The organism is Pseudomonas sp. DW-iso17, assembly GCF_058725345.1.
This window is the reverse complement of sequence record NZ_JBZXEA010000005.1, coordinates 99435-123129: the sequence shown is the minus strand read 5'-3', so window position 1 is coordinate 123129 and position 23695 is coordinate 99435. Positions and strand designations below refer to the sequence as shown.

Annotated in this window: 27 protein-coding genes; 4 read left to right on the top strand and 23 right to left on the bottom strand. The window is 57.0% G+C overall.

All coding sequences use genetic code 11. From position 1 onward, the window contains the following. Positions 1-259: 259 nt before the first annotated feature. On the bottom strand, positions 260-1270 hold the full coding sequence (gene dusA / locus AC4PS6_RS05000; RefSeq protein WP_492180741.1) for a tRNA dihydrouridine(20/20a) synthase DusA: 1011 nt from the start codon (positions 1268-1270) through the stop codon (positions 260-262). A gap of 103 nt (positions 1271-1373) precedes the next feature. Between dusA and AC4PS6_RS04995 the strand changes: the two genes are divergently transcribed. Continuing rightward, positions 1374-2525: a site-specific integrase gene (locus AC4PS6_RS04995; protein ID WP_032904998.1), complete on the top strand. Its 1152-nt coding sequence runs from the start codon at positions 1374-1376 to the stop codon at positions 2523-2525. Here AC4PS6_RS04995 and AC4PS6_RS04990 read toward each other — a convergent pair. From AC4PS6_RS04990 to AC4PS6_RS04950, 9 genes are all read right to left on the bottom strand, one after another. Next, positions 2500-2775 carry a pyocin activator PrtN family protein gene (locus tag AC4PS6_RS04990; protein WP_020302906.1) on the bottom strand — a complete coding sequence of 92 codons (276 nt, stop codon included), beginning with the start codon at positions 2773-2775 and terminating at the stop codon, positions 2500-2502. The two genes, AC4PS6_RS04995 and AC4PS6_RS04990, sit on opposite strands and share 26 nt — an antisense overlap. 217 nt (positions 2776-2992) lie before the next feature. After that, entirely contained in the window at positions 2993-3259 is a 267-nt protein-coding gene (locus tag AC4PS6_RS04985; RefSeq protein ID WP_020302907.1) for a hypothetical protein, read from the bottom strand. Positions 3260-3317: 58 nt separating this feature from the next. Beyond that, complete coding sequence (locus AC4PS6_RS04980; protein ID WP_262019983.1) at positions 3318-3629, bottom strand: hypothetical protein; 312 nt, start codon at positions 3627-3629, stop codon at positions 3318-3320. 62 nt (positions 3630-3691) lie between these two features. After that, complete coding sequence (locus AC4PS6_RS04975) at positions 3692-6490, bottom strand: toprim domain-containing protein (RefSeq protein WP_492180743.1); 2799 nt, start codon at positions 6488-6490, stop codon at positions 3692-3694. A gap of 11 nt (positions 6491-6501) precedes the next feature. After that, positions 6502-6747 (bottom strand): hypothetical protein, encoded by a 246-nt coding sequence (locus AC4PS6_RS04970; RefSeq protein WP_106117867.1) that lies wholly within the window; start codon positions 6745-6747, stop codon positions 6502-6504. Between the two features lie 70 nt (positions 6748-6817). Next, complete coding sequence (locus AC4PS6_RS04965) at positions 6818-7192, bottom strand: hypothetical protein (protein WP_054919913.1); 375 nt, start codon at positions 7190-7192, stop codon at positions 6818-6820. Then, positions 7189-7491 carry an ogr/Delta-like zinc finger family protein gene (locus AC4PS6_RS04960; RefSeq protein WP_054919910.1) on the bottom strand — a complete coding sequence of 101 codons (303 nt, stop codon included), beginning with the start codon at positions 7489-7491 and terminating at the stop codon, positions 7189-7191. The genes AC4PS6_RS04965 and AC4PS6_RS04960 overlap by 4 nt, the downstream gene beginning before the upstream one ends. Next, positions 7488-7961 (bottom strand): YmfL family putative regulatory protein, encoded by a 474-nt coding sequence (locus AC4PS6_RS04955; protein ID WP_014717543.1) that lies wholly within the window; start codon positions 7959-7961, stop codon positions 7488-7490. Before AC4PS6_RS04955 ends, AC4PS6_RS04960 begins: the two co-directional genes overlap by 4 nt. 40 nt (positions 7962-8001) lie before the next feature. Continuing rightward, on the bottom strand, positions 8002-8250 hold the full coding sequence (locus tag AC4PS6_RS04950) for a helix-turn-helix domain-containing protein (protein WP_044483570.1): 249 nt from the start codon (positions 8248-8250) through the stop codon (positions 8002-8004). Between the two features lie 38 nt (positions 8251-8288). Here AC4PS6_RS04950 and AC4PS6_RS04945 point away from each other — a divergent pair, with 38 nt between their 5' ends. The 3 genes from AC4PS6_RS04945 (at position 8289) to AC4PS6_RS04935 (ending at position 11452) form a co-directional block, all read left to right on the top strand. Continuing rightward, positions 8289-8759 (top strand): helix-turn-helix domain-containing protein, encoded by a 471-nt coding sequence (locus AC4PS6_RS04945; protein ID WP_492180740.1) that lies wholly within the window; start codon positions 8289-8291, stop codon positions 8757-8759. 253 nt (positions 8760-9012) lie between these two features. Then, the gene (locus tag AC4PS6_RS04940) at positions 9013-10182 is read left to right on the top strand and encodes a nucleoid-associated anti-phage protein (RefSeq protein ID WP_492180739.1); all 1170 of its coding nucleotides are present in this window, start codon (positions 9013-9015) and stop codon (positions 10180-10182) included. Further along, a complete protein-coding gene (locus AC4PS6_RS04935) occupies positions 10163-11452 on the top strand; it encodes an anti-phage protein (protein WP_262019986.1) in 1290 nt (429 codons plus the stop codon). Before AC4PS6_RS04940 ends, AC4PS6_RS04935 begins: the two co-directional genes overlap by 20 nt. Positions 11453-11600: 148 nt before the next feature. On the opposite strand, the gene AC4PS6_RS04930 is transcribed toward AC4PS6_RS04935, so the two are convergent. The 13 genes from AC4PS6_RS04930 to AC4PS6_RS04870 form a co-directional block, all read right to left on the bottom strand. After that, positions 11601-12875, bottom strand: coding sequence for a phage late control D family protein (locus AC4PS6_RS04930; protein ID WP_492180738.1), 1275 nt, complete (start codon positions 12873-12875; stop codon positions 11601-11603). Further along, positions 12872-13312, bottom strand: coding sequence for a phage tail protein (locus AC4PS6_RS04925; protein WP_492180737.1), 441 nt, complete (start codon positions 13310-13312; stop codon positions 12872-12874). The genes AC4PS6_RS04930 and AC4PS6_RS04925 overlap by 4 nt, the downstream gene beginning before the upstream one ends. A gap of 5 nt (positions 13313-13317) precedes the next feature. Next, a complete protein-coding gene (locus tag AC4PS6_RS04920) occupies positions 13318-16749 on the bottom strand; it encodes a phage tail tape measure protein (RefSeq protein WP_492180736.1) in 3432 nt (1143 codons plus the stop codon). After that, the gene (locus tag AC4PS6_RS04915; protein WP_082430453.1) at positions 16739-16858 is read right to left on the bottom strand and encodes a GpE family phage tail protein; all 120 of its coding nucleotides are present in this window, start codon (positions 16856-16858) and stop codon (positions 16739-16741) included. The genes AC4PS6_RS04920 and AC4PS6_RS04915 overlap by 11 nt, the downstream gene beginning before the upstream one ends. An 8-nt stretch (positions 16859-16866) precedes the next feature. After that, positions 16867-17202, bottom strand: a complete 336-nt coding sequence (locus AC4PS6_RS04910; RefSeq protein ID WP_282389598.1) for a phage tail assembly protein — start codon at positions 17200-17202, stop codon at positions 16867-16869. A gap of 48 nt (positions 17203-17250) precedes the next feature. Continuing rightward, on the bottom strand, positions 17251-17766 hold the full coding sequence (locus AC4PS6_RS04905; RefSeq protein WP_492180735.1) for a phage major tail tube protein: 516 nt from the start codon (positions 17764-17766) through the stop codon (positions 17251-17253). A 57-nt stretch (positions 17767-17823) separates the two neighbouring features. After that, complete coding sequence (locus tag AC4PS6_RS04900; RefSeq protein ID WP_492180734.1) at positions 17824-18993, bottom strand: phage tail sheath protein; 1170 nt, start codon at positions 18991-18993, stop codon at positions 17824-17826. A 130-nt stretch (positions 18994-19123) separates the two neighbouring features. Further along, positions 19124-19606 (bottom strand): phage tail assembly chaperone, encoded by a 483-nt coding sequence (locus tag AC4PS6_RS04895; protein ID WP_492180733.1) that lies wholly within the window; start codon positions 19604-19606, stop codon positions 19124-19126. After that, complete coding sequence (locus AC4PS6_RS04890; protein ID WP_492180732.1) at positions 19570-21159, bottom strand: phage tail protein; 1590 nt, start codon at positions 21157-21159, stop codon at positions 19570-19572. Before AC4PS6_RS04890 ends, AC4PS6_RS04895 begins: the two co-directional genes overlap by 37 nt. Further along, the gene (locus AC4PS6_RS04885; RefSeq protein WP_492180731.1) at positions 21156-21857 is read right to left on the bottom strand and encodes a phage tail protein I; all 702 of its coding nucleotides are present in this window, start codon (positions 21855-21857) and stop codon (positions 21156-21158) included. The genes AC4PS6_RS04890 and AC4PS6_RS04885 overlap by 4 nt, the downstream gene beginning before the upstream one ends. Further along, a complete protein-coding gene (locus tag AC4PS6_RS04880) occupies positions 21857-22768 on the bottom strand; it encodes a baseplate assembly protein (RefSeq protein WP_492180730.1) in 912 nt (303 codons plus the stop codon). The genes AC4PS6_RS04885 and AC4PS6_RS04880 overlap by 1 nt, the downstream gene beginning before the upstream one ends. Then, positions 22765-23109, bottom strand: a complete 345-nt coding sequence (locus AC4PS6_RS04875; RefSeq protein WP_014717558.1) for a GPW/gp25 family protein — start codon at positions 23107-23109, stop codon at positions 22765-22767. Before AC4PS6_RS04875 ends, AC4PS6_RS04880 begins: the two co-directional genes overlap by 4 nt. After that, a complete protein-coding gene (locus tag AC4PS6_RS04870; protein WP_492180729.1) occupies positions 23106-23684 on the bottom strand; it encodes a phage baseplate assembly protein V in 579 nt (192 codons plus the stop codon). The genes AC4PS6_RS04875 and AC4PS6_RS04870 overlap by 4 nt, the downstream gene beginning before the upstream one ends. Positions 23685-23695: the final 11 nt, after the last annotated feature.

Sequence of the window (23695 nt, the reverse complement as noted above, 5' to 3'; positions counted from 1 at the left end):
ATGACGCCAGCCCAGCCACTGATATTCACCTGACCCCCATCAGTCAAACTGTGGGGAGCTGGCTTGCCTGCATGACGCCAGTCCAGCCACTGATATTCACCTGACCCCCATCAGTCAAACTGTGGGAGCTGGCTTGCCTGCGATGACGCCAGCCCAGCCAATGATATTCACCTGACACACATCGCTCAAAACTGTGGGAGTGGGCTTGCTCGCGAAAGCTGCCTGTCAGCCCCAAATATCCCCACTGACACCCAACCCGTCACCGCCCCTCCAACAATTCCCCCGCCTGATCCAGCAACGCCAACGGATCACTCGCCTTATGAATATCCACCGACAACAACTGCCGAAACTTACGCGCCCCCGGGAAACCGGTCCCCAGCCCCAGAACATGGCGCGTAATGTGATGCATCGAGCCACCTGTCGCCAAGTGCTCGGCTATATACGGACGCAACTGCGCCAACGCCTCAGCGCGGGTGATCACAGGCGCGGTGCTGCCAAACAGCTGCTGATCCACCTCCGCCAGCAAATACGGATTGTGATAAGCCTCTCGCCCCAACATCACCCCATCAAACGTCTGCAAATGCGCCTGGCACTGCTCCAACGTCTTGATCCCACCGTTGAGATTAATCTCCAACTCCGGAAAATCCCGCTTCAACTGCGCCGCCACGTCATAACGCAACGGCGGAATGTCCCGGTTCTCCTTGGGCGACAACCCCTCCAGAATCGCAATCCGCGCATGCACGGTAAAACTGGTGCAACCGGCATCCTTCACAGTCCCGACGAAATCACACAACTGGGCATAACTGTCCCGCCCATTGATACCGATACGGTGCTTCACCGTCACCGGGATCGACACCGCATCGCGCATGGCCTTCACACAATCCGCCACCAGGGCAGGGTGCGCCATGAGGATCGCGCCGATCATGTTGTTCTGCACCCGGTCGCTGGGGCAACCGACGTTCAGGTTCACCTCGTCGTAACCGGCGGCCTCGGCCATACGGGCGCAGGCGGCCAGATCAGCCGGAACACTGCCGCCTAATTGCAGCGCAAGCGGGTGCTCGGCTTCGTTGTGGCGCAGGAAGCGGTCGTGGTCGCCATGGAGGATAGCGCCGGTGGTGACCATCTCGGTGTAGAGCAGGGCGTGTTTGGAGAGCAGGCGTAGGAAGAACCGGCAGTGGCGGTCGGTCCAGTCCATCATGGGGGCGACACTAAAGCGCCGAGACAGCGTGGGCCTTGCGTTTACGGGGCTAAAGGTCTGTTTATCTAGCATTTTACTCAACGTGTTCTTGGCGTGTTTTCGGGCGTTTTCAGGCGTTTTTAAAGGCTCGGTGGTACGATGTACCACTTCAAAACTGACGCGTACCACTTTCAATATGGCGACTATCAGGGCAAGAAAACTGGCGGATGGGACTGTGAGCTACACGGCACAGATCCGCATCAAGCGCGACGGAGTGCAAGTCTACCAAGAGAGCCAGACCTTCGCCCGAAAACAGGCCGCCCAGGCGTGGGCACGCAAGCGCGGGTCAGAGCTGGATGAGCCTGGTGCGATTGAGCGCGCAAACCGCAAGGGCGCCACGCTCAAAGACATGACAGATCGCTACCTGGTCGAAGTTGAGAAAGCCAAGCCGCTAGGTAAGACCAAGCGCGCCACACTCAATGCGATTAGCGAAACTTACCTGGGCAAGTTGACCGATACGGATATCAACACCCAGTGCCTGGTCGATTATGCACTTTGGCGAATGAGCGGGGAGGGCGGTGGCGTTCAGCCACAAACCGCTGGCAATGACCTGGCGCACCTCGGTGCAGTGCTGGCGATAGCCAAAGATGCATGGGGCTACCAAGTCGACCCGCTCGCCATGGGCGGTGCGCGGCGTGTATTACGCAAGCTGGGCTACAACCTGAAAAGTCGTGAGCGTGACCGCCGACCGACATTGGATGAGCTGGGACGGGTGCTGACGCACTACCAGGCCATGCAGGTGAGGCGCCCGACCGTCATAAATATGCTGAAGGTCGTGGGCTTCGCCCTGTTCTCCACGCGCCGGCTCGATGAAATAACCCGAATTCGCTGGGCAGACGTCGACGAGGCCGGCCAGCGGGTGCTGGTGCGCGACATGAAAAACCCCGGGCAGAAGATCGGCAACGATGTTTGGTGCTACCTGCCGGACGAGGCGTGGCACATCCTCCAGACGATGCCGAAGGCCGGCGAAGACATCTTCCCCTACAGCCCTGAGTCGATCTCCACGTCCTGGACGAAAGCCTGCAAGTTTTTGACCATCGCGGACCTGCACTTCCACGACCTCCGGCATGAAGGTGTCAGCCGCCTGTTCGAAATGGACTGGGATATTCCGCGTGTGGCGAGCGTTTCCGGCCACAGGGATTGGAATTCAATGAGGCGTTACACCCACCTTCGCGGTCGGGGCGACCGCTATGTGGGCTGGGAGTGGCACGAAAAGATTCTGAGGGCGCCCGTCCAACTGGGCGCCGCATCGCAGAAGTGGCTCAAACGACGTGTTTTAACCCGTTGATCTGGCTGTGCTCTTTAACTGCTGCCGCGCGTTGCAGGTCCAGGTACGCGGCCAGGTCGGTGAGGTGGATGCCCTTGGCCGACTTCTGGCTCGGCTCCAGTCGGGTGATGGGCAACTTGATCTGACCACTCATCACCTTGCGCTGGAACATGTCCGGCGTCAGGTGCGTGAAGTAGTCACGGCACACCACCTCCAGCGAGATAATCGCTTGGCCATCGTACTGAGCCATCAGGATAAATGCTGTGTTCATGATTATCCTCATAGAAGCGCGTATCGACACCGTTTTTTCTGCTTGGCTGCTTCACGCTCTGCCATAAATGCAGCCCATTCCGCCATCTTGCTCTGTTGGCGTATTCGACTACACGCCTCGTGCTTTCCCTTTGAGCGGGCTTTGCCGCAGATGTCGCAGCGGCTGGGCAAGTCCAGCCGGTAACCGGCTAACGGCGGGCGGGTGCGAGGACTTGAACTCATGGCTGGCCCCTCATAACCATTTTTGTCAGTGCATTGGGCTGGCCGTCGGGTGTCAGCTTGTCCAGGGGTTGAGTAACACTCCGGCCGTTGGCAGTGCGTAGTGTGGCGAAGTTGCCATAAATTCCTTCAATCACACCTGTACGAGCGCTGAGGCGATATTCCCGACCACCGCCGCTCATTGCGACGTAGCTGACCGTGTCGCCGACAGCAAGCGGGGTTGTGGTAGCCTCTGCGATGCCGCCTTGGGGTTGATTCACTTGCATGGTGCTTCTCCTTTGGGTGGTCGGTGTCGAGGGGTTGCAGCCCCTCGGCACCACCTTCTTACTGGCTTTCGCCAGTTGTTTTTTGCTTGCGCACCAGGTGCACAAGCACATTTTCAAGTTCGGCAACCTCTTCGGTTTCTGTCTGCCACAGCAGGACGGCGACGATTTGTTCGGGGCTGCACTCCAGCACCAGAATTTCAAAATCGATTGCCGCGCTAACTTCCAGAATTTTGACCAGGTCGTCAGGCGCATAGGCCTCGGCGTGAATGATTTTTGAGCTTTCCCCAAACCACTCCCTCAGCTCTTCCAAATGTCTGTGACGATTCGTTGCGCCGTTTTGGCCGCCGCTTGCGATGACTTGTACGTGCATGGTGCTTCTCCTTTGGGTGGTGTCAGACGTTGCAGCGCCTGGCAGGTATTGCCGTTAATGAATCAGGCCTGGAAGTGCCAGCACTTCACGATGGGTTGCTTCGTGACGACGGCGTTGGTCTTGCTGGCCTGGTGAGCCCGTACCGCGCTGTCGGTCGCCTTGTTGATGTCGAGCAGCTTCCGCGAGCGGGAGTCCTTCAGGCGCTCGCGCAGTTCGCTGACGTCGGCGATTTTTTGCCGGTTTTCTGCCGCGCACTTCACGAAGTCGTTGAGGTTGATGGCGATGATGTGGTCTTTCTTGCTGTGGTTGACCACCGGGCCTTCGGCGTCCAGGCCTTCCAGGTATTCGTAAACTTCCCAGAATTCAGCCACTACCGGATGATCGGAACTGATCGAGGCCTGGCGCTCAATCGCCATGCGGATGATCTGCGAGCGGGTATGCTCGACCTGTGCGTCGGTGAGCGGTACCACCATGCACAGGCAATCCAGCAGGGCGAGCATTTGGGCGTGGTTCTTGTTGATCCGCTCCACCCGGATGTAGCCGCGCAGCTTGTTGCCGCAATGGTGACATTCGCTGTGCTCGTCTTTGAATGGGGTGTCGCAGGCAAAGCAGTGGGAATGCAGGTTGCGCAACTTCGCCTCGTAGCCCGCAACCCGCTGGCCGAACAGTTCCATCACCTCCAACTCTTTGCGCACGGCCTGCAATACAAAGTTGCTGAGTCTCGAACCTTCCAGTGCATTGAGCCGATCTGCTGCCGCACGGCTTTCAGCGGTGACGTTCGGTCGCACAAAGTGCAGTTTGACGATCCGGGTCATGATCGCCTCTGACGCCACCACAGGGGCGTTCTGGCTGATGGCGATGGTGCCGCGAAACGGTGGTTCGTAGGTTTCGTTACCGGCGGTTTTCACCCCCTTGGTCGCCAGGGTGCCGCCGCCGTAGTAATCCTTCAGTTCGTCCCATTCGAAGGTTTTGGCGTGGGCCTTGTCGTCGCCGCTGCGGTCTGATTCCAGCAGTACGATGGGCATGCCGGATACTTGGCCCATCAAGCGGCTGCGGCCGGCCTTGGTGGATTTGGACGGGTCGAACCCTTCGTATCCGTCGCGGCCCGCGAGTTTCCACAGCAGTGTGAGCAAAGTGGTCTTGCCGGCGCCGGCCTCACCTGTGGCCTCAAGGAAAGGAAACGACTGATACCGGCTGCGGATCTGTTCGGCGAACAGCGAGCCAAACCAGAAGGTCAACGCCACGATGCCCTGGGCACCAAAGCACTGCCACAGAAGCCCTAGCCAGTGGTCATCGTATTTTTTGCCATCCTTTTCCAGATCGATCTTCACACCCTTTTGCAGGGTCTTGAGCTTCAACTTGCCCATCTCAAAAAACTCTTCTTCGTTGATGTGGATCACCTGGCCTTCGCGGATGGCGACGTCGTTGAACACGTAGCAGTGGTATTCCTTGCTGTAGCCCACGTAGTCGATGGTCTGAACGGTCTTGATGCCAAAAAGCTGGTCTTTCATGAGTTTGTCCAATTGCTGCCCACTACCGGTGAACACGGCTCCGGCACCCATGCCGAGAAGTCTTTTTTTGAATTCGCTGGCGGCGGCGACCTGACCACCCGTGAAAGTGTTTTTCACTGAGCCGCCGTCGTGCGGGAAGTCGACGCGGAAGAAGTACCAAGACTCGTCGGTAATCTCGTTGCGCTGGAAATAGAGGGCTTTGGGGTAGCAGTTGGCAATTTCGACGACGCAACCAGCGACGCTCAGTGCCTTTTCTCGAAGCTGTTTTTCGCTCAGTACTTGGGCTTCCTTGTCATCGCTTTTTTCCAGGGCCTGCTTGGCGCTGTTGTATTTCGCGAGGTCCAATTTCCACCAGTACAAGCGGGAGTCGAAACAGAAGTGAAACTCCTCCCGCTCCCGCCACTGATACATGAGCATCGCCTTGTCGCTGGCACTGTCGGCAATGAGTAGAGCGCCCTGGTGACGGGCTTCTTTCAAATCCTTTTCGATGCGATCAGCACGGGCTTTGTCATCGTCGATAAATGCCCAGCGTTGATGCAGGTCGTTCCAGTCAACCTTGCGGGCGTCAGGCTGTGAAACCTGGGCTGCGTCGCAGGTAAAGCCAAGTTCGCGGGCACGGTTGACCCACATGCGGGTGTACTTGTGAGCGCCGGGCTCGTTGTCCAGAGCCCACACCAACTTAGGTGTTTTACCGCCGCGAGCGGTGATCAAGGCCTTGAGTGATTCCTCTGGAAAGGCGTTTGAAGACAGCGCCGCCACCGCAGAGATACCGTTTTGAATGAGCGCAATGGCGTCGAAGATGCCTTCAACGATCCAGAGCTCTTTTACTTCAAGCAGATCCAGGCACGGCGGGCACCACCAATGGCCCCTGTAGCTCTTGAGGGGTTGGAAGCGGGCCTTCTTCTTACCGAACCGCGACGGTTGGTCAATCAAGCGCTCCCAATACCCGCCGTGCTCCAGGGGAAAGCGCACCGTCGCAGACCCAATATTCAGGTCGCGATCAAAGTAGCTTTCCTGGGTGTACCAGCCCTCGATCAGCTCAACGCGGAAACCTCGGGCAAATGTCAGGTACGCTTTTGCGCTTGCGGCTGGCTCGTCGCGGGTGGCAGGTGCTCGCTTGCTCCAGTCGTCAAACAGGTCCGGGTACAACTCTTTGGTCGGTGCCATGTACCGGCAGTTTTTCTCGCGGCCACAGCGGATGAACCAGGGCTCATCGTGGCGCGAAAACAAACGTTTCTGATTGCACTGCGGGCAGGTGCCCTTACGCATGTAATGCGTGCCCTTCATGTGCTGAAGGCCGTAATCAGACTCCAGGCGCTGAAGAACATCAGCGCGGATCTTGTCTTCCATGGGCTTGCGAATCACTGCACATGCTCCGCAGGCGTAACAACGAGCTGTTTTTTCAGCTCGCTGCGCGTCTTGCAGATGCCTGCCAGGTAGGGCAAGTCCTCAAGCACCTTCGGCGCCCGCTGACCACTTGGCACATTCCGGTAGCGGTCGGAGTACCAAATATCAGCCATGGTGACTTCGTACTGACTGGTCAACCACAACAGGTAGTGCTGCGCCTGTTGTTCGTCCAGCTCCAGTTTTATGGTGATTTTGCTCATTTCGGCCACCAGTAAGTTGCAAATTTCCCCTACCCACGCGGTGCGGGCATCTAACAGGGAGGGTTTTGGATTAGTGCGGGAGGTTGCGAGTCAGCAGCAGGCGTGTGGGGAGCAAGCGTGCTGAAACGGGATGTCGCTGTTGGGTGCAGTTGTCGAGCAGCAAGATCACGGGGCGAAAAGGGCCGCTGGTGGGATGGATACCCAACCAGGCCACACGCTTGCAGGTCATGCTTTCGAACTCGGCCACCGCCAGTTCAGCAATGCGTTGCACCAGGTGCGTGGGCACCTCAAGCGACTGGGTCAAGTACCGGGTGCAGTTCTCTAAAAGCTGGCTGTCGCCGGCAAGGTGCTCGCAACGGTGACGGTACAGATAGGCCACGGCTGCTTGTTGCATCGCGGCACGGTAATCGCTTGCGGGGTTGGTAGTCAGGGCGATGGTGTTCATACAGGTGCGGCCTCCATTTCCAGTTGATCCAGCAAATCGGGTTGATCGGTCTTCGCCGTGAGGTTCTGTCGAGCAAGGAGGCGCACTTTGGTGGGCGCCATGGGCAGAACGGTAAGGGGGCGCTCGATGCCTGATGGGCTCAGCTGGTATTCCCAAACCAAAGAGCCGGAAAACGTGGCGCCGCACAGCAGGTTGGTGCATTCCGAATACATTGAGCGGAAGCAAGGCGTCTGCCCTTCTGAGGTACGAATGCGCATCGAGCTGCCGCAGCAGGGACAGACCAGCTTGTAGGTGCTCAATGCTTTGGCCCCCGGCTGTGCAGCAGAATCGTTGCCAGGACTTCAGAGTGGCGGGCCGCCATGTAGTGGCTGTGAGCGCGCAAAATCGCCTCGGCTTCATCCCGCTCGATGACGCCGTCGTCCAGTGCCTTCGCAATGATCTGGTCGACCACACCGCGCTTGGCTGCAGCACGTACTGAGCGGTTGTAAAGGTCTACGTTGTCCAGTGTTTCAGGCTTGGCGAGGGGGACGAACATGCCGCCGTACATCGCCGCGATGTATTCCGGCAGGTAGGTGGTGCCCATGTCCTGCTCTAACAAATGGATCTGTTCATCGCTCAGGGGCCGACTGCCGGCGTTTTCGTAGATGTGGTTGTCGAACTTCTTGAGTTCGTATCCCAGGCGCGCTGCAGCGCATTCCCGGCCACCTTCGTAGTCGTTGATCACTGCGCTCATTACTTGGCGCTTGGTCGCTAGAACTGGGCGTTTCATCTTCTGGTTTCTCCCTGGAGTCATCGCCCCTACAGTCGTTTCATACAGCCGGTGCTGAGTTTTGCTCGGCGCTTTCCGCGAGGATTCCCGGCAATATTTCTTTGCCGATCATCCGAGACAGGTCTCGTAGGATTTGGAACGTCAACCTGCCACGGGGCAGCTTGTTGTTTCCCGCCCAACGCTGAACCACTTGCGTCACTGTGCGCACCTCATAGCCATGGCTTAGGGCGAACTGACGGAAGTTACTGCCACGCTCGATCAGTCGTGCTTGGATCTGGCGTTTTTCCATGGCTTGGCTCATGGTTCGAGTGTTCCTAGTTGGTTAAGATGTACCTGTTTGTTCGCAGTATACGCACCAAAACGGGTGCGTCAATTGGATTATATGAAAAAATGAGTATAGCCGCTCGCCTGCGCAGCGTTATCGACGACAGAGGCATGTCTATTAAGGAGGCCTCAGAGGTAGTGGGGATCCCATACAGAACGCTCCAAAATTACCTCCTGGGTGAGCGGGAGCCTAACGCGAAGGCGATGGCTGCCATTCGCACTCATTTGGGTATAAGCCTGGATTGGTTGCTGACAGGCGAAGGCTCTATGTGTCTGGGTGTTTCGGCTGAGTCATCGGATGCGCGGACTGTTAATCAGCAGGAGGAGGCCATCCTTGAGCTGTTCCGCTCGCTTGGAGAGTCAGGTAAGCGGGAGATACAGAGCGCTGCTGAGGAAAAGAAACGCTTAATGGATGTCGAGCAGCGCCTCAAGGATTTGACTGAAGCCCTTGCCGATACCAAACGGCCAGCATAGTCTGTACCCATTAAGAACGAATCAGTCAGGCAGGGACGCCGGTGAACCAATCTGGTGACGCCTGATTACAGGGCTGGTGCTTTCGCCCGTTGGCACCACCCCATACCCACATACGGACGTGTGTAATGCTTAAAATGGTCACTTACCCCTCTTGTTACTCGCGAATCTCCGTTACTTTGAAAAGTATCGCTGAGCGTCATGAGCTTTCTCACATGAAAATTAACTCTGCTCACTTAAGATGAGTGGCACTCCAATGGATAAAAATATGACAAGTGCTGAGAATATTTCGGATCCTGTAGAAGAAGCTCCTGATGATATAAGTTCGAGTAGCTCCTTTGTTGTAAATGCAGCTATAACTGCTGAGCTTGAACGGAATCCTAAGCTAACAGGCAATCCATTTGATGTGTCCATGGGGAAGCCGTGGAATTTGAAGAATCAAACAGCTATCGATTTTATCGCGAAGATTGAAGAAAAGTTCAGAAGGAAGAATAAGTTTCATGGGTATTTTTCATATCCAACGATAAATAGTACGCCTGGAAACCTTCGCGCCTATATAGATGGTGGAGATACTAGTTTTGTACATGCTGTAGGGCAGATGATGCAGAGTCTTAAACTCGCAGGTAATGCCGTAGAACGCGGTAATCTTGTTGGTGGTAATGTGGTGTTTGTCCATTACAAAGCATCTGATGAGACGGATGACCATGGTCGTTTTCTAGTCGTTATGGTGGCCAAAAAAAGTGGGTTTGATTTTGATAGCGAATTGCAACCAAAAAAGCTTAGCCCAATAGACACTGATGCTTTGCGCCAGGCTGCTTTGTTTGATTTGAATCTGTTTTCGGTTTCCTATCCAAAAAATGATGGTGATACCTATCTGCACTTTATTGAGGGGAAATCTAAGAGCGATTTTTTTAAGGAAGCATTGGGCTGTGATGATGCGGTGCCAAACAAAGAAAGTGTGAGTAATTTGCATGTTGCTGTTAGAGCGTTTGTAGCTGAATGCAAGCTAGCTAGAAGTCAGCGGGACAAGATTTTTGAGAAGGTTGTAGAACATCTGAAAAAAAGAGCTAGTGAAAAAAAGCCGACAGGCCTGAGCGAGATTCAGCAGGTTATTGATAAAGAGCTTCCTGTTGGACACAAGCATAAAGGTAAATTTTGCATTTATGTGAATGAAAATAAATATGAGATTAACTCTGTTTTTGAACCGACTACCTCTGGAGCAGTGAAGGGAGAGTTGGTCGATATTAGTGATTTGAGTAAGAATTTTTCATGTAAGGTAAAAGTTAGCTCATTAGGGTATGAGGGTTCAGATAAACCAGTTTTGCTTGATGATGATTTAAGCTATATTAGAATTCCTCTAGATGATGAGGCCAGAAATTCTATTATCTCGGCAATTGGCAAAAAAAATGACAGTGCTGCTAGCTGACTTACTTGATAATGCTGACATCGTTATTGATGAGCATTACGTCGTTTTTCGTGCCCCGAACTCAACGGAGGGGCGCGAAAAGTTGTGTGCGATTCATAAGGAATTAGCTGCTTTAACTTTTCATGATGCGCTTTCATTAGAGGAGGAAAGTGAAGGACTGCAACTGGTAGTTAATACCGGAACGGATTCTTGGTCCAAACGTTGCCCTTTATATCTCAATGTCAGCCATTTTTGGGGTGCGGTACGATTTGATGATTGCTTGCCCGATTTTTATTTTGTTTGTGATGCGAGGGTCGGGTCGTGGCAGGACAAAGAAAGCAATGTTTCAAAGATTAAAACATATTTTATTTGGAAGCATGTTTTTAAAGAGTTGTCTGATCATAAAGGCACCAGCTCTTCTCCGAATGCCTTTGTTTATTTTGTAAGTACTGATAAGGGTGCAAAAATATATGAAGTAACTCCGCCGGTGTCATTGGCGGAGCTTGAGTTTTTTAAGTTTGACTCTGAGTCTCATGGCGTGGCGTCTGAGTTGAGGGATTTGATCGGTATTAAAGATGCGCATATTCGTGAAAGAAGGGATGTGTTGAGGACTACTCTTTCTGAGCTGCTTGATGAAGATCATAGTGAGTCATCATTTAGATGGGTCGTAACTCAGCATAAGCGGTTTCAGAAAAAATTCAGAGAAAATTATGATGTGTATGTACATCGATTCTCCGTTAATAAGCTCTTAGGGGAAATAGAGGAGAAGGTTTCTGATTATATTTCAAAAATCAATGAGTCTGTGTCTTCTAGTCAGAACAAAGCTTTTGCGATTCCCGGCGCGCTGATTGCTATTGCTGCATTGATTAAGAATCAAGATGTGTCGTCGGTGTTGCTAGTGTGTATAGGTTTGTATTTTGTGATGTTACTAACCCGTACGGCAAATGCGATTTATTTAGAAGCATTTGAAACCCTTGAGGGACAGATAAAGAAGTCGCTTTCTAGATACGAAATAATAAAGGATGAAGATGAGGTAAGGGTTAGTGCAGAGGAAGCCAAAACAAAGTTGATACATTTGTTGGATGCTGCAAAAGGTCGTTTAGGGGTGATAGATGGTTTGGCGATTGCAATGTTTGTTTTTGGGGTTGTGTATGGAATAGTTGTTCTGTTTGGTGAGGACTTGACAAGTATTTCTAAGCAGTATGGAGTTCCACTTATTCAGCGGTTTTTTGATTTTATTTCTGCGCAGCCCAGTTTTGACAGATGGAGTTGGTTGCAGCGCTTATTGTAGTAGGCAATTAACGACAGCGGAAAGATTGCAACAGTTGAACAGAACGGGTTGGCTATTAAGTACCAGGCTTTTGACCGTGATGTGGTAGCACGGCGTCTATTTGTTTGCTGAATAGCCCCCTACAATTTGGCCCTACTATTCGATGGTCTTACATTTCGGCATTGGCCGCCTGCATCCGCTTCCACTCCCGATCCACTGCCCGTTTGGACGTTTGCTGCGAGGCATATAACCACCGTAGCCGTTTTGGCTTACTTTGGCTTCCCGCCGTGACTGTTTTTTCCTTCCCATCTTTCTGATCGCGGTAGTAAGCAACGATCCCGGTGTAATTTCCGTGGTTCTCTTCCGCCAGATCTTCAATATTGTCCTCCGGCAACTTGCTCTCCAGCTCCAGGCTGACGGTGTATCCGCCGTCCGGGCTCAAGCTGTGCTGCACATTGCCGCCGTACCAAATTATCTCGTCGATTTCCGACTTAACGCCCTGGAGCGTGTACGTCAGTTCGGGGATCAGATCCGGCCGGCCCATCGCGAGCGTGTAGCTGAGCGTGGCGCTGCCGCGTTGCAGACGTCGGAACTCGGCCCTTGCAGCCCTCAGCGCTGACTGCTGGTCGCTGTAGGTATGGCGCAGGTCTTTGAGGTTCTCGCCACCGCCGGCAATCGCTTCCTGTTTCTTGGCGCTATGCACATCGTAGAAATAGGCGCGCACCCCGTTGTAGCTGTCGCGATCCGCCTGCAGGTACCGGTGCTGGTCACCGTCAGCGCGAGTCAGCGTAATGTGGGGCAGGGGAAGCCCGCTCGCGGTTTTGCCGCCGCCTGCAGGGATGCACAACAGGCACCCAGCCTTGACGCTGGCCACCGCGTCGAATTCTTCGCCCAGGCGTGTGATCAGGTTGGCGTCCGATTCGTTGGCCTGGTCAAGCTGCAGGATCGGCAACGCACCGAGCGCGCCGGCCACGGTCGAGGTGAGGTTGTTTCCCATGGCGATATCGCCCATGACTTTACCCAGTGTGGTGTTGCTCCAGCTACGCTCGCGCTTGGTCTTGAGTCCCTTGCGTAGATCTGCTGATCGAGCGCGAATGCTGAGCACATCCGGCGCGCCGCTGTGCTCTGTCTCGTCGACGGTGTAGGTGCCCTTGTCCACCAGGCCAGTGTCGCTCCAGCCCAACCACAAGCGAAGTACTGCGCCCTTTGGCGGTATCGACAGCAGGCCGTCATGGTCGCTCAATGTGATCGTGAGCTGGTCGGCCTCAACGCCACGGTTGTCGGTTAGATCCAGGTTCATCAGCCGCGGGCTTACCTTCATGGCGATATCGTTGCCGTCCACCGTGAGACGGAAGGTCGGAACAGGATAGGCGGCATCCCGGACGAAACGTTCCGCCGTATCCACGAGGTAACCGGTGACCTTGGACAGCGCGGCCTCTATCACAGCAGCCCCCGCAGAATGTTGAGCCCGGTGCTGGTAGCTGCGCCGAGCAGGTCGATGCGGTCGTCATCGGTACGCTTGAGCGTAAGGGTGAACTCGATGCGCTGTGGCGTGCCGTCTCTGAAGAACACGGTTTTGGTCTCGCTCAGGCTCTCGATCACCCACAACCCGTAAATCCGGCCGGTGCCCTCGACCATCGGCCAGGCCTTACCGGTGTTCGCCATCAACCGCAAGGCGTCCAGGCTGAGCACGCTGCCGGCCAGCTCCGGGAGGATGATGCCGGGGAGGGTAATGGTGTCTTCTCCACGGCCGACAAATTGCAGCGCGGGTGGTGCACCGACGCGGCTGTTGCTGGCATGGCGCCAATTGGTTTGGCGCCGCAACTCCTGGTAAGCGAGGGTCGATAGGCTGAACACGAACATGCCGAGGCTGAGCATCATGGTGATTAATCCCGGTCCGATAACTTGCTGCGCTGACGGGCGCGTTTCTCGTTTTCAATCTTGTTGAGCATACCGCGCAGGCTTTTCTCCATGGCTTGCATGTCCATACCAGGCGCAGCAGCGATAGTGATTTGGTAGGTGTCGTGACTGTCGTAAACCGTCGATGTGCGGGTGCTGCTTATCGGTGGGCGATCATCGACAGCCAGCGCCGGCATGGCTGTTGCGCTTAGCGCCAGAGTGCCGGCGGCGGTCAGTTGTTTGCTCATGCTCGACAAGGCGTTGAGCGGCCCTTTCTGTCCACCCTCCAGGCCTTTTGTCAGCCCTTCCATGGTGAAGCCGCCCAGTTCCGCGAACACGCGGGACGGGCTGTGGATGCCTAGCTTCTCCTTGAACCAACCGATGCTGGAGTCACCGATTGAGCTGATAGCGCCCTTCACAGCGCCGAGCCCTGCGGTCAGGCCATTGACCAGACCGTTGACGATCATGCTGCCGAACTCGGTGAATTTCCCCGGCAGCTCTACGCCGAAGTAATTCATCACCCCGGCGAACGCCTGGTAGAACAAGCCAAGCGGACTAAAGTTGATGATCAATTGCAGGATGCCGGCGAGGCCCTGGTCAAAGCTGGCTTTGATGGTGGTCCACACTTTGACTGCGCCGGTTGCGATAGAGCCGATGCTCTGCAGCAGGGTCATGAGCATGTTGCCGATGGCCGCGCCAAATCGCTGTCCCATCGACTGTGCTGCACCGCCGACGTCTTCGACCGGTTTCAGCAGGTCGGTGAACCAACCGATCACTCCACTGATGCCGGAGGAGATCATGCTGAACAACGGGCGGACAATGCTGCCAAGCAGGCGCAACGCGAAACCGATAATCGGAATGGAGTAGGCGGCTTTCGCCAGGCTGATCAGCAGCCCGCCGAACTTACCAAACCCGGCAAGGACGGGCTGCAGGGCTTCAGTGAGTCCCTGCCAGAAGCCGAGGAAGAACCCTTTAATCGGCTTCCAGTATTTGTAAATCAGCGCTGCAATGGCGACCAGGCCAGCGACAGCGGCGATCAGCCACCCGACCGGTGTAGTAAGTATGGCCGCACCGACCGCACTGATTGCGCTGCCGAGCATTGGAAACACGCTGACTGCAGCAAGCCGCGCGGAACTGATCAGGGTTGGAATGACAGTTACCATACCGCCAGCGGCGCGACTGGCCGTAACCGTCTTCCAGATCCGCCCCATCCGGCCTACCTCTACCCCAGCGCCTGCCGCCGCAATACGGGTCCCAACCAACTGAGCTTTGATGCCATCGAGCCGAATGCCAAACATTGCCATGCCGTAACGCAGTACCGCGAATGGGCCGAGCATGCTTGCCATCGTCAGGGCCAATGTTCCGAACACCACCGCTGTGGCCGCTACAACTGCGACCACTTTGACCAGGCCCCCAGCCAGCTTCGGGTTTTCCCGTGCCCAGGTACCCACCCCATTGGCAAGTTCACCCAGGGTGTTGATGAGGTTCTTCAGATCGGGAGCGACTGCAGCGCCAAACTCGGCCATGGCGTTGGTGAAGCTACCCTCAGCGGCTTCCATGACGTTGGTGAGGGTTCCGAGCTGTTCGTTGACGCGGGTACGCAGATCGGCTTGGGTTTTTAGCTTCTGCTGCACCTCCCGATACCCAGCCAGCCCCTTGTTCATCATGACGTCCAGCGTGGACATCGTTTCTGCGTCATCCCCGAATAACGTCCTTTTTACTTCCGTACGCTCTATATCGTTCAGCGCTTTTAGCTTCTCAATTTGCGCATACAGATTTTCCAGACCGGAAAAATTGCCGTTCTCATCAGTGAATTTTAGCGACATCCCTTTTTTCGCGAGCACTCCATTCGCTTTGTCGACTTTGTCCTGATTCAACCCCGCCTGGAAAATCTTACGGAAAGCGTTACCTGCTGAACTGCCGTCCATACTGGCCTGGTCCATCATGATCAGCAGCGGGGCGAGTTCCTTGGCCGCGTCGATGCCCGACTTCTTGATGACGTCCATGACAGGTGAAATTTTGCTGAACCCCTGCATCATGTTGCTCGGATCCATACCGGCGTAGAAACCACGCTGGATGGTGTCCATGAGCCCCATCATGTCTTTTTCAGTGGTCCGCGTGGCGTCCTGCATTTTGGCGGCAAACTCAGCCGCCTCAGTGGCTTCCATCTTCATTTGCACACCGAGATATGCTGCTGCCTCCCCGGTGCCGCCAAGGATGCTTTGGGCACTGATGCCCTGCCGTCGAAGCATCGTCATCATGTTCTGGAAGTCGGCCGTCGTACCTGGCAGCCGGTCGCCAAGCTTTGTGGCCAGGTCCGTGATCTTCTGGAAGTCGGCGGAAACCTTGCCGGTGTCGTCCATCATCGACACCTTGAGCTGCGTGGCAGAGTCCTCATTCGGGGCAAAAGCTTTGATTGCCGATACGACGGGGCGGCTGGCGGCGTATCCCATGCCAAGCCCGGCGGCACCAGACACAGCAACACTACCGGCCAAGCTCTGGGTTTTATCGTAGGTGGCGCGCGCTTTTGCCAGGCTGTCCTGCTTGCGCTTCAACGCATCCAGGTGGTCCATCTGCAACTTCATGGCCTGGGTGGCGGTGTCGATATTGCGCTTGAGCTTCAACTCGTGTGCGCCCAGGGCATTGGTGCTGATGCCTGCGTTTTTGAGCTGTACGCCGAGGTTGCCGAGTTTTACTTGCTGCTGGCCGTACTGCTCGCCCAAGCGTTTCGACTCGGCAGTGTGCTGTTTCAGCAGCGCGAGCTGGTCCTTGAACGGGGTTTCCAGGCGGCGGATCTCGTCGCGCAGACTGGCATGGCCCGCACGACTGGTGCGCAACTGCGCGTTGTTCAGGGTAAACCGGTCAGCCAGGGTCTTTTCCTTGGCTGCGAGCTGGTCCAGCTGGGTTTTGCGCTCCCGCTGGGCGGCTGTGAGGCGCGTGTATTCGTCATGCTGCGCTCGGGTAAGGGCATTGCCCTTCTGGATTACAGCGTTGAGCGCGGCGATCTGGCTGGCGGATTGGCGGTGTTCGTCGCTCATCAATCCCAGGGCATTGCGTGTCCCGGTGAGTTCGCGCTTGAGGTCGGTCTGACTGGTTTTGAGCGCGTCAACCTTCTGCCGGGACTTGTCGAACAGCGCCTGGGTCGGCGCGAGCTGCTGCCGGACCTTGGCCGTCTCGCGGGCGAGTTCGCCTACCTTGGCGTTGTTGGCGGCGAGCGCCTCAGATGTCGCGCGGGTTGCGGCCTGCAGTTCACGCCAGGCGCTGACGTCGCGTTGCTGGGTGTTGAGTTCTTTCAGGCGGTCACGGGCGGTTTTGAGGGCGCGGGCTGTTTCCTTGCTGCCGCCCGTGATTTTGTTCAGGGGACCTGTGGCCTTATCAATGGCGCTGAGCAGCACCTGAAGTCTCAGATCATTCCCCATCGTTGGAACTCCGCACCCTGGCGCGCTCGCGCCAGTCCATCAGGTCTTGCAGGCCCAGCTGATCCATATCAGCCGGTGCCCAGTGAAAAACCACGGCCAGATCGGCCATGGCGTCCTCTACGCGACGAGGGATGCATCCGTCATCGCCGACTTCTGCAACAAAAAACCAGAGATCTTGCTGCTCAAGGCCAGCAGGTCGGCCGGGTCCATGCCGGCGACTTCGACGGCAGTGATGCTCGGCGAGCTGATGCGCGGCAGAACCTTGATCAGGCTGCCAACGTCCATCTGCAGCAGCTCCACCAGGCTCACGCCGCGCAACTCGCCGGAGTTGGGCTTGCGCAGGGTGATGCTGTTGATGCTGGTGGTGCCGCGACGGATTGGCGTGTCGAGGGTGACGGTGTTGTTGTCGGCCAGCTGCTGCACGTCGGGCTGTTCGGTGGTTTCGTTCTTCATGGGAGTTGCTCCTGGTGATTAAAGGGTGAGGCTCGATGGAGGGGTGGGTCAGATGCCCATGGCGGTGCGGTGTTTCTCCAGCATGTCCACGCCGTTGACCTTCTCGACGAAGTTGAGCAGGTCGATTTCGATGATTTCTTCGCCGTCCACGGTCAGCTTGTAGTAGCTGCAGGTGGTGGTCATGGAGTGCTCGGTGTCCTCACCGGGCTGGGCGTCACCCATCTCGATTGTTTCGTGGCGTCCACGCACGACCACTTCCACGTTGCTGACTTCGTTGGTGTCGTCTTGCTGGTAAGGGCCAGAGAAGCGCAGGGCTACGCTGTTAGCACTGACGGCACCGAACTGGCGCAGAGAGATCAGATCGAGGCCACCGGTTTTCCATTCGAACTGGATGCCGTCGTCGGACATGCCCAGGTCAGCCTTGACCGGGCCGTTCATGCCGCCGCCGCGATAGGCTTCCATCTTGCGGCCGAGGGCGGGCAGGGTGAGGGACTTCACCAAGCCGAGGTAGCTGTTGCCGTCATTGAACAGGTTGAGGTTTTTGAGCTTGCGAGGCATTGCCATGGCGGTGTTCTCCGGGATACGTGTTCAGGGTGAACTCCCCTTTCGGGGAGGCCCGGTTTAGCTGTTGATGCCCTTGGCGAAGTCGATCAGGTAACGGTCGGTGATTCGCTGGCGGAAGGTGAGGTCTTCAAGGGGCGGCACGGGGGTGTAGTCGTAATCCACCCAGAGCTTGCCGGCCTTGAGGGTGTCTTTGGTGTTGATGTCGTCCGGGTACCAGCAGCTGCCGCCGATCAGGTAGCCCTGGGATTTCATCTCGCGCATTTTGGCGTTCACACCTTCGACCAGGTCGCGTACCAGGGACGCGTGCATGGGCCGGTCAATCGCCCACATGTGCGCCTCGGCCATGGTGTCCGCGAGGATCTGCGCGGTCCGGGTGTAGTTCTCGAAGGCGAACAACGGGTCGTCGCTGCAGGTACGGCTACCCCAGAAGCGGAAGCCATTGGCGTTGATCAGGGTGGTCACTTCGTTGCTGTTGAGGTAGTTGGCGTCGGTAGCCGGGTTTTGCAGGTCCCAGAACACGTCGGCGCTGATACCGGTCACGCCGCTGACGGCGACGTTGGACAAGGTTTTATGCCAGCCCGTCTCCTGATCGATCTTGGCGCGCAGGCCAAGCGCACGGGCCACAGCCGAGGCGGTGGCGGTCTTGTTGGCGACGGTGTCCCAGTTCTGGAAGTCCGGCCAGATCACCATCATTTCGCGGGCGCCGAAGTTCTCGCGGTAAGCGACCACCTCTTCCTTGGTTTTGCAGTCCCAGGCGCTGACGTAAGCAAAGGCCCGAAGGTCTTTTGCAATTGCGCCGAGGGCGGTGGCCACTGGCAAACTATCCAGGCCTGGCACGCCGAGAATGCGTGGCGTCATGCCTACGCGTGACTTTGCCGCGAGCAGGGCTTTCATGCCGGTGTACTGGCCGGTCGGGGTGGTGCCGCCGATCAGGGCGCTGGTGGTAGCCGCTTCGTCGGCGCCTTCCTTGACCCGCACCACGATGACGTAGGGCTTGGTCTGGTCGGCGATGCCTTGCAGGCTCGCGGCCAGGGTGCCTTTGACGCCAGCTTTACCAACGGCGGTCTGCACGTTGGTGAGCAGGACGGGCGTGTCCAGAGGGAAAACCAGTGGGTCCGCATCTTCAGCCGTGCAAACCATGCCGATAACTGCGGTGGGAATAGTGCGAATGGGGCGGGTGCCGTCGTTGAGTTCGATGACCCGCACGCCGTGGAGATAATCGGCCATGGGTTGGTGCCTGCGCTGTGATGGAATGACAGTGCAGAGGTTGCCGCGCGCGCGCCGGCTGGGCGAGCGTGGGGGCTTGTAGGTGGGGAGGATACAGGGCGCTACTGCCGTAGCGCCCGAAGGGTGTTGGTTATTGGACCTGATCAGCAATCCAGGCAGGAGGCACGGGACGGGACGGGACAGCGGGAAAACCGGTGTCCTTGGGCCAGTCGCGCAATGCCTGCACATAATCCAAAAGCTCGCCGGATTGCTTCACGGTTAGCGTGGTGAGCCGTTGCGAGTCGATTTCGTCGCGATGCCGTTCGCGTAACCACTTAACACTTTCAATTTCAGCGTCGCGCCACTGCCTGGCTTGTGCGGCCAGAGCTTCCGACGAGGGTGGCGGTAGGTCTACCAATACGGGGTTGCCCTTCGCGTCCGGAGCGATTCGCCGCCCATTAGTCTCACCGTCAAGTAGCTCTTGATGCTGCCCGTCAGTGATTTCAGCACCACCGTTATCAGTCGACGAAAAGGCAAATCGCCCGTCTCCATCAATCCATTTTGCATAAACCGTTTTTACCAGCTCTTTTTCACTGTTCATTTGTTTACCCAACCCCAGGCGCGCCAGTTGCATTGTGAACTTGTTGGTGTATTGACGGCGGTATTACCGCGTATGAAAGAACACATGTTCTGAGCAATGAAACCGGTCGCTGATACGGCCGTCACCTGCCACATTGTCATCAAGGTCGCGCCCACGTTAGAGCTGTCATAGGGAACAATGAAAGGAGGTTTAGAAAATTGTTCAGCGAATGTGATATTGACCGTGTCAGTGGTCGCACCAGACAGTCCCCAACACTCAAGCATTCCACCGGGTAAGTACCGGTACCCGTTGGTGGCTTTCGACTGTCGAAATTCAGAGGATTGGTCAAGTCTCACGCTCCTATGCGTAGCGCACCAGGTGCCGCTACCAGAGCTAACAAGTGTTAGAAAGTCGCCGTTGTTGAGCGTAAGCGCCGATAAGAACGCACCCAATCCCACGTTGATTACGTCTGTTCCAGCCGCTTTGATTGTATCCGGCGTCAAAAAACCATGGTCAACAAAAAAGCTAATGCTCGCTCCGGCCGGTACCGAGTTGGCAGGCGGCAAAGTCGCGACAATCGAGCCATTACCAGACAAAACCATCAGGTAGCCAATGTGTGCATTAGTCAGAGCTTTCGCAGCTGTGGTTACAACTTCTAGTCCTCTGTATGACCCCTGTGAGTCGCCTACAAACCTCGTAGTAGCAATGGATTCATCTCTATCAAACTGTGCTGGTGTTGGCGCCTTTGGATCTCCCGTGAATGCTGGTGATTCTAATGGCGCGAGACCGTCGATGATGTTACGGAACGTGAGGGCCGTGGTACCCAAAACAATCGGCGCGTCGGTGGTCAGCAGCCACAATGTGTCGGCATTCACTGTGCCGCGCTCGACGGTCACCATCAAACCAGGGGAGACCTCGGCGTTTGCATCGGCATCTGGTGCCCGCGTCCAAAGATCGGCGGCGGTCAGATAGATGCCATTGTCTTTGCCTTGGGCTTGGTTTTTTACCAGCACCCTGGAGCCTGCCGGTATCGCCACACTATCAATGGTCTGCACACCTGCCAGCACAATTGGACCGGTGGTGGCGACCAGTACTGATTGCTTGACGTCTTGTTGGTTAATCGCGTCAGTGATGGAGTCAGTAACAAACTTGCGCGTGGCGAGCACCACCGCCGGGTCGATCATCAGGACCACGTTGGCAGCGCTGGACACGATGAAGTTCATCCGCACCACCTGGGTCCGGCCGGAGCCCTGCGACATCAGCGGTTTGTAGCTGGGCGCGCAGTTCGCCACGGCGACCAGGTCGCCGTCGGCGTCGTACAGTCCGATTTCCCGAATCCACCATCCACCTTCGTCAGCCGGGATGATCTGTTCGGCGATGAGGATATTGGCGTTGGCCGGGTCAATCGACAGCTTGTTCAACTGCCGACGGCGGCGCTCGTTAATCAGCTTCTTCTGGCTCCGGTCGGGAATCGGGTCGGTTCCGTTTGCATCACCCACGCCCATTTCGGTGAGCTTCCAGGGGATGCCCAGGGCGTCCGCGTTCGCCTGTTTGGCTTCACCGACGGCGGTAAGAATCGCAAAGAACTGTGAGTTGGGATCAATCATGGGTAGATGTCCAGTGTGTCGATGGAGTGTTCCCGGCCAGCGGCGCCTATGTAGCACGTGAGGTTGATAACCCCTGGAACTGGCGGATAAATGTCGAGGGTGTCGATGGTGTGTTCTCGCCCAGGTGCGCGGATCACGCCCGTGGTGACGATGTCGCGAAGGACCGGCGGATAGACGTCGATTTCATCGCCGTCGTAAGTGCTGGCGAAAATGTTGATGCCGCCGGTGGTTTCGAGGCTGATGGCCAGGCCGGTCAGATGGCGCGTAACGGGCCTGGCGTCGTCAATGAGCCAGGTCAGCTCCTGATACATTTCCTCGGTAATACCAGTTTCCAGCACTCCGACCTTCAGAGCGAACGTGCCGGGAACGCCTTCGGGGGTTGTCTGCCACCACTCCAGCACCTCGATCAGGTAGCCGAGCGGCTCCACGACGCGGCGCAGTGCGCCAATGGTGCCTTTGCGGGAGTGGATGTAATGGGATGACCGGATAGCGGTGCGTTTCGCCGCTTCGGTCCACTTACTGTCCCAGCGGTCGACCGAAAAAGCCCAGGCCAGGTACGGCAGAAGATCAACAGGGCAGGTGTCCGGGTTACAGAGCTGACGCAGAGGGATCGGTACTCGCTTGATCTGTGCGAGTGCCTGCGCCGCACGTCGCTCTAACGGCGTATCGTTACCCGGTAACAGCTGCTGACGACTCATTACTCAACGCCTCGGCTCAATGTAATGCCGGTGCAATAGGGCGCTTGAGCCTTGGTTGCGACAATGTCTACCCAGCCTTCCAGTTCTACCTTGCGCACGCCTTCGACGTGGAGCGCGGCATGCAGGGCCGATTCCGAGACCTCCATGCCCAAGCGGCGCCGTTGATGAACGTAGGCCAGCAGGCGCTGTTGTGCGGCAGCCAGGATAGGTTCCGACTCCGGGCCGCTCGACAGCAAATAGAGCTTGGCCTTGACCTGGTAATTCAGGATCTGCGCGCCCTGGACGGTGAGACGGTCAGCCACCGGCCGGCGGTCATCGTCGCTCAGGTAAGCGTTGACGACGGCAAGCAACTCGGCGGGCGCCGTGCCATCACCCAGCAATGACTGAACCGTGACCACGGCGACGGCAGGCGAGGGGCTTTCGGCGGTGGCGTCGGCTACGCGACCGTCCGCTGCCCGAGCATGGAAGATGTAGCTGTTGCGTGGGCCGGCGGTGCTCAAGCCTTCCCAGGCCATTTGTGCACGCTCCCGCAGGCTTTCGTCGCTCTCCATGAGCTGTGCCACAGGCGGCACGGCCGATGGATTGCCCTCTTGAATGACCAACTTTTTCACATTGAAGTTACCCGCCAGTTGTTCCAAGTCGGTACCGCGAGCGGTGGCGAGCAGGTTGGCAAGCGAGGCTTCGTTAACCCGTTGACGCCACACGGTTTCGCGGTAGGCGTTTTCCTGTAGCAGCTTGGTCAGTGGCTCCGAATCTTTTGCCAGGCGGGCCGCGATTTGGGCCTGCTCGTCGACCGGCCACAAGCTGATCATGTAGGCCCTTCGTTCAGCCAGGATCAGTTCGAAGTCAATTTGCTCGACGATCTGCGGCGGCGGTAGCTGACTGAGGTCAATGGCGGCGAAACTGTTCATACACTGCCTCCCAGCTGCAGCGGCACGCTGAGGCTCAGCGGCTCATTGGTGTCCACCACAGTGCCCTCCAGATCAATCGAGGCCTGGCCCTGCATGTTCGCTCCCGCGAACTGCACGCGGCTCAAGCTGATGCGGGTTTCCCAGCGCATAAGGGCCATGACCGTGGCTGCGTATACGCGCAGACGGTTGACGTCGTTGAAGGGGTGGTCGACCAGCTCGGGCACCAAGCTGCCGTATTCGCGGCGCATTACACGCGTGCCAATGCGTGTGGTCAGAATGTCTGTGATTGCCTGACTTATGTGCTCGCGCTCGCTGATGGCGCCACCGGTATGTCGGTTCATGATGGGATGGGCACCCCGGATTGGTCGCCACCGGCCTTGACCCCGGTGTGCGGGTGTTTGACCAAGCTGACGCCGGCCGCGATCACATCAATAGAGACCTGGACCTGGCCGGTGACGGTCTGATTCCCGGTTTGGATGTAGTCGCCCTGGTGCGTGATGTCGCCGACCAGGTTGATGCCGCCGGTGCTGATCAGGTTGGTGGTTCCGCCGTCGGCCAACGTGGCGTTGAGGTGGTGGGCCACGCTGTCGTATTCGATCACCGTGCCGTCCGCATAGGTACGACGGTGGAGGCCTGGGCGGTTGCCGTTGGCCGGGACGAGGTCACTAAATACGCCAGTCACGGCGATCCCGTTGGCGAGCTGGCCCGATGGGCTGAGCAGGATCACCTGTTCGCCGAGAGTGGGCGGGTCCCATTCGCGGTCAGCTCCGGCGCGCAATGCGAGCCAGGGAAGCCAGGCGGTGGTCAGCTTTCCGGTTGTTACCTGCACGCGCGGAGGCTCCATCTGCACGGCGGCAATGACGCCGAAGCGGATGAGGTTTTCGAGCAGGCGGGCGAGGGCGGCTAAGTCGTTCATGGCGCCGATGG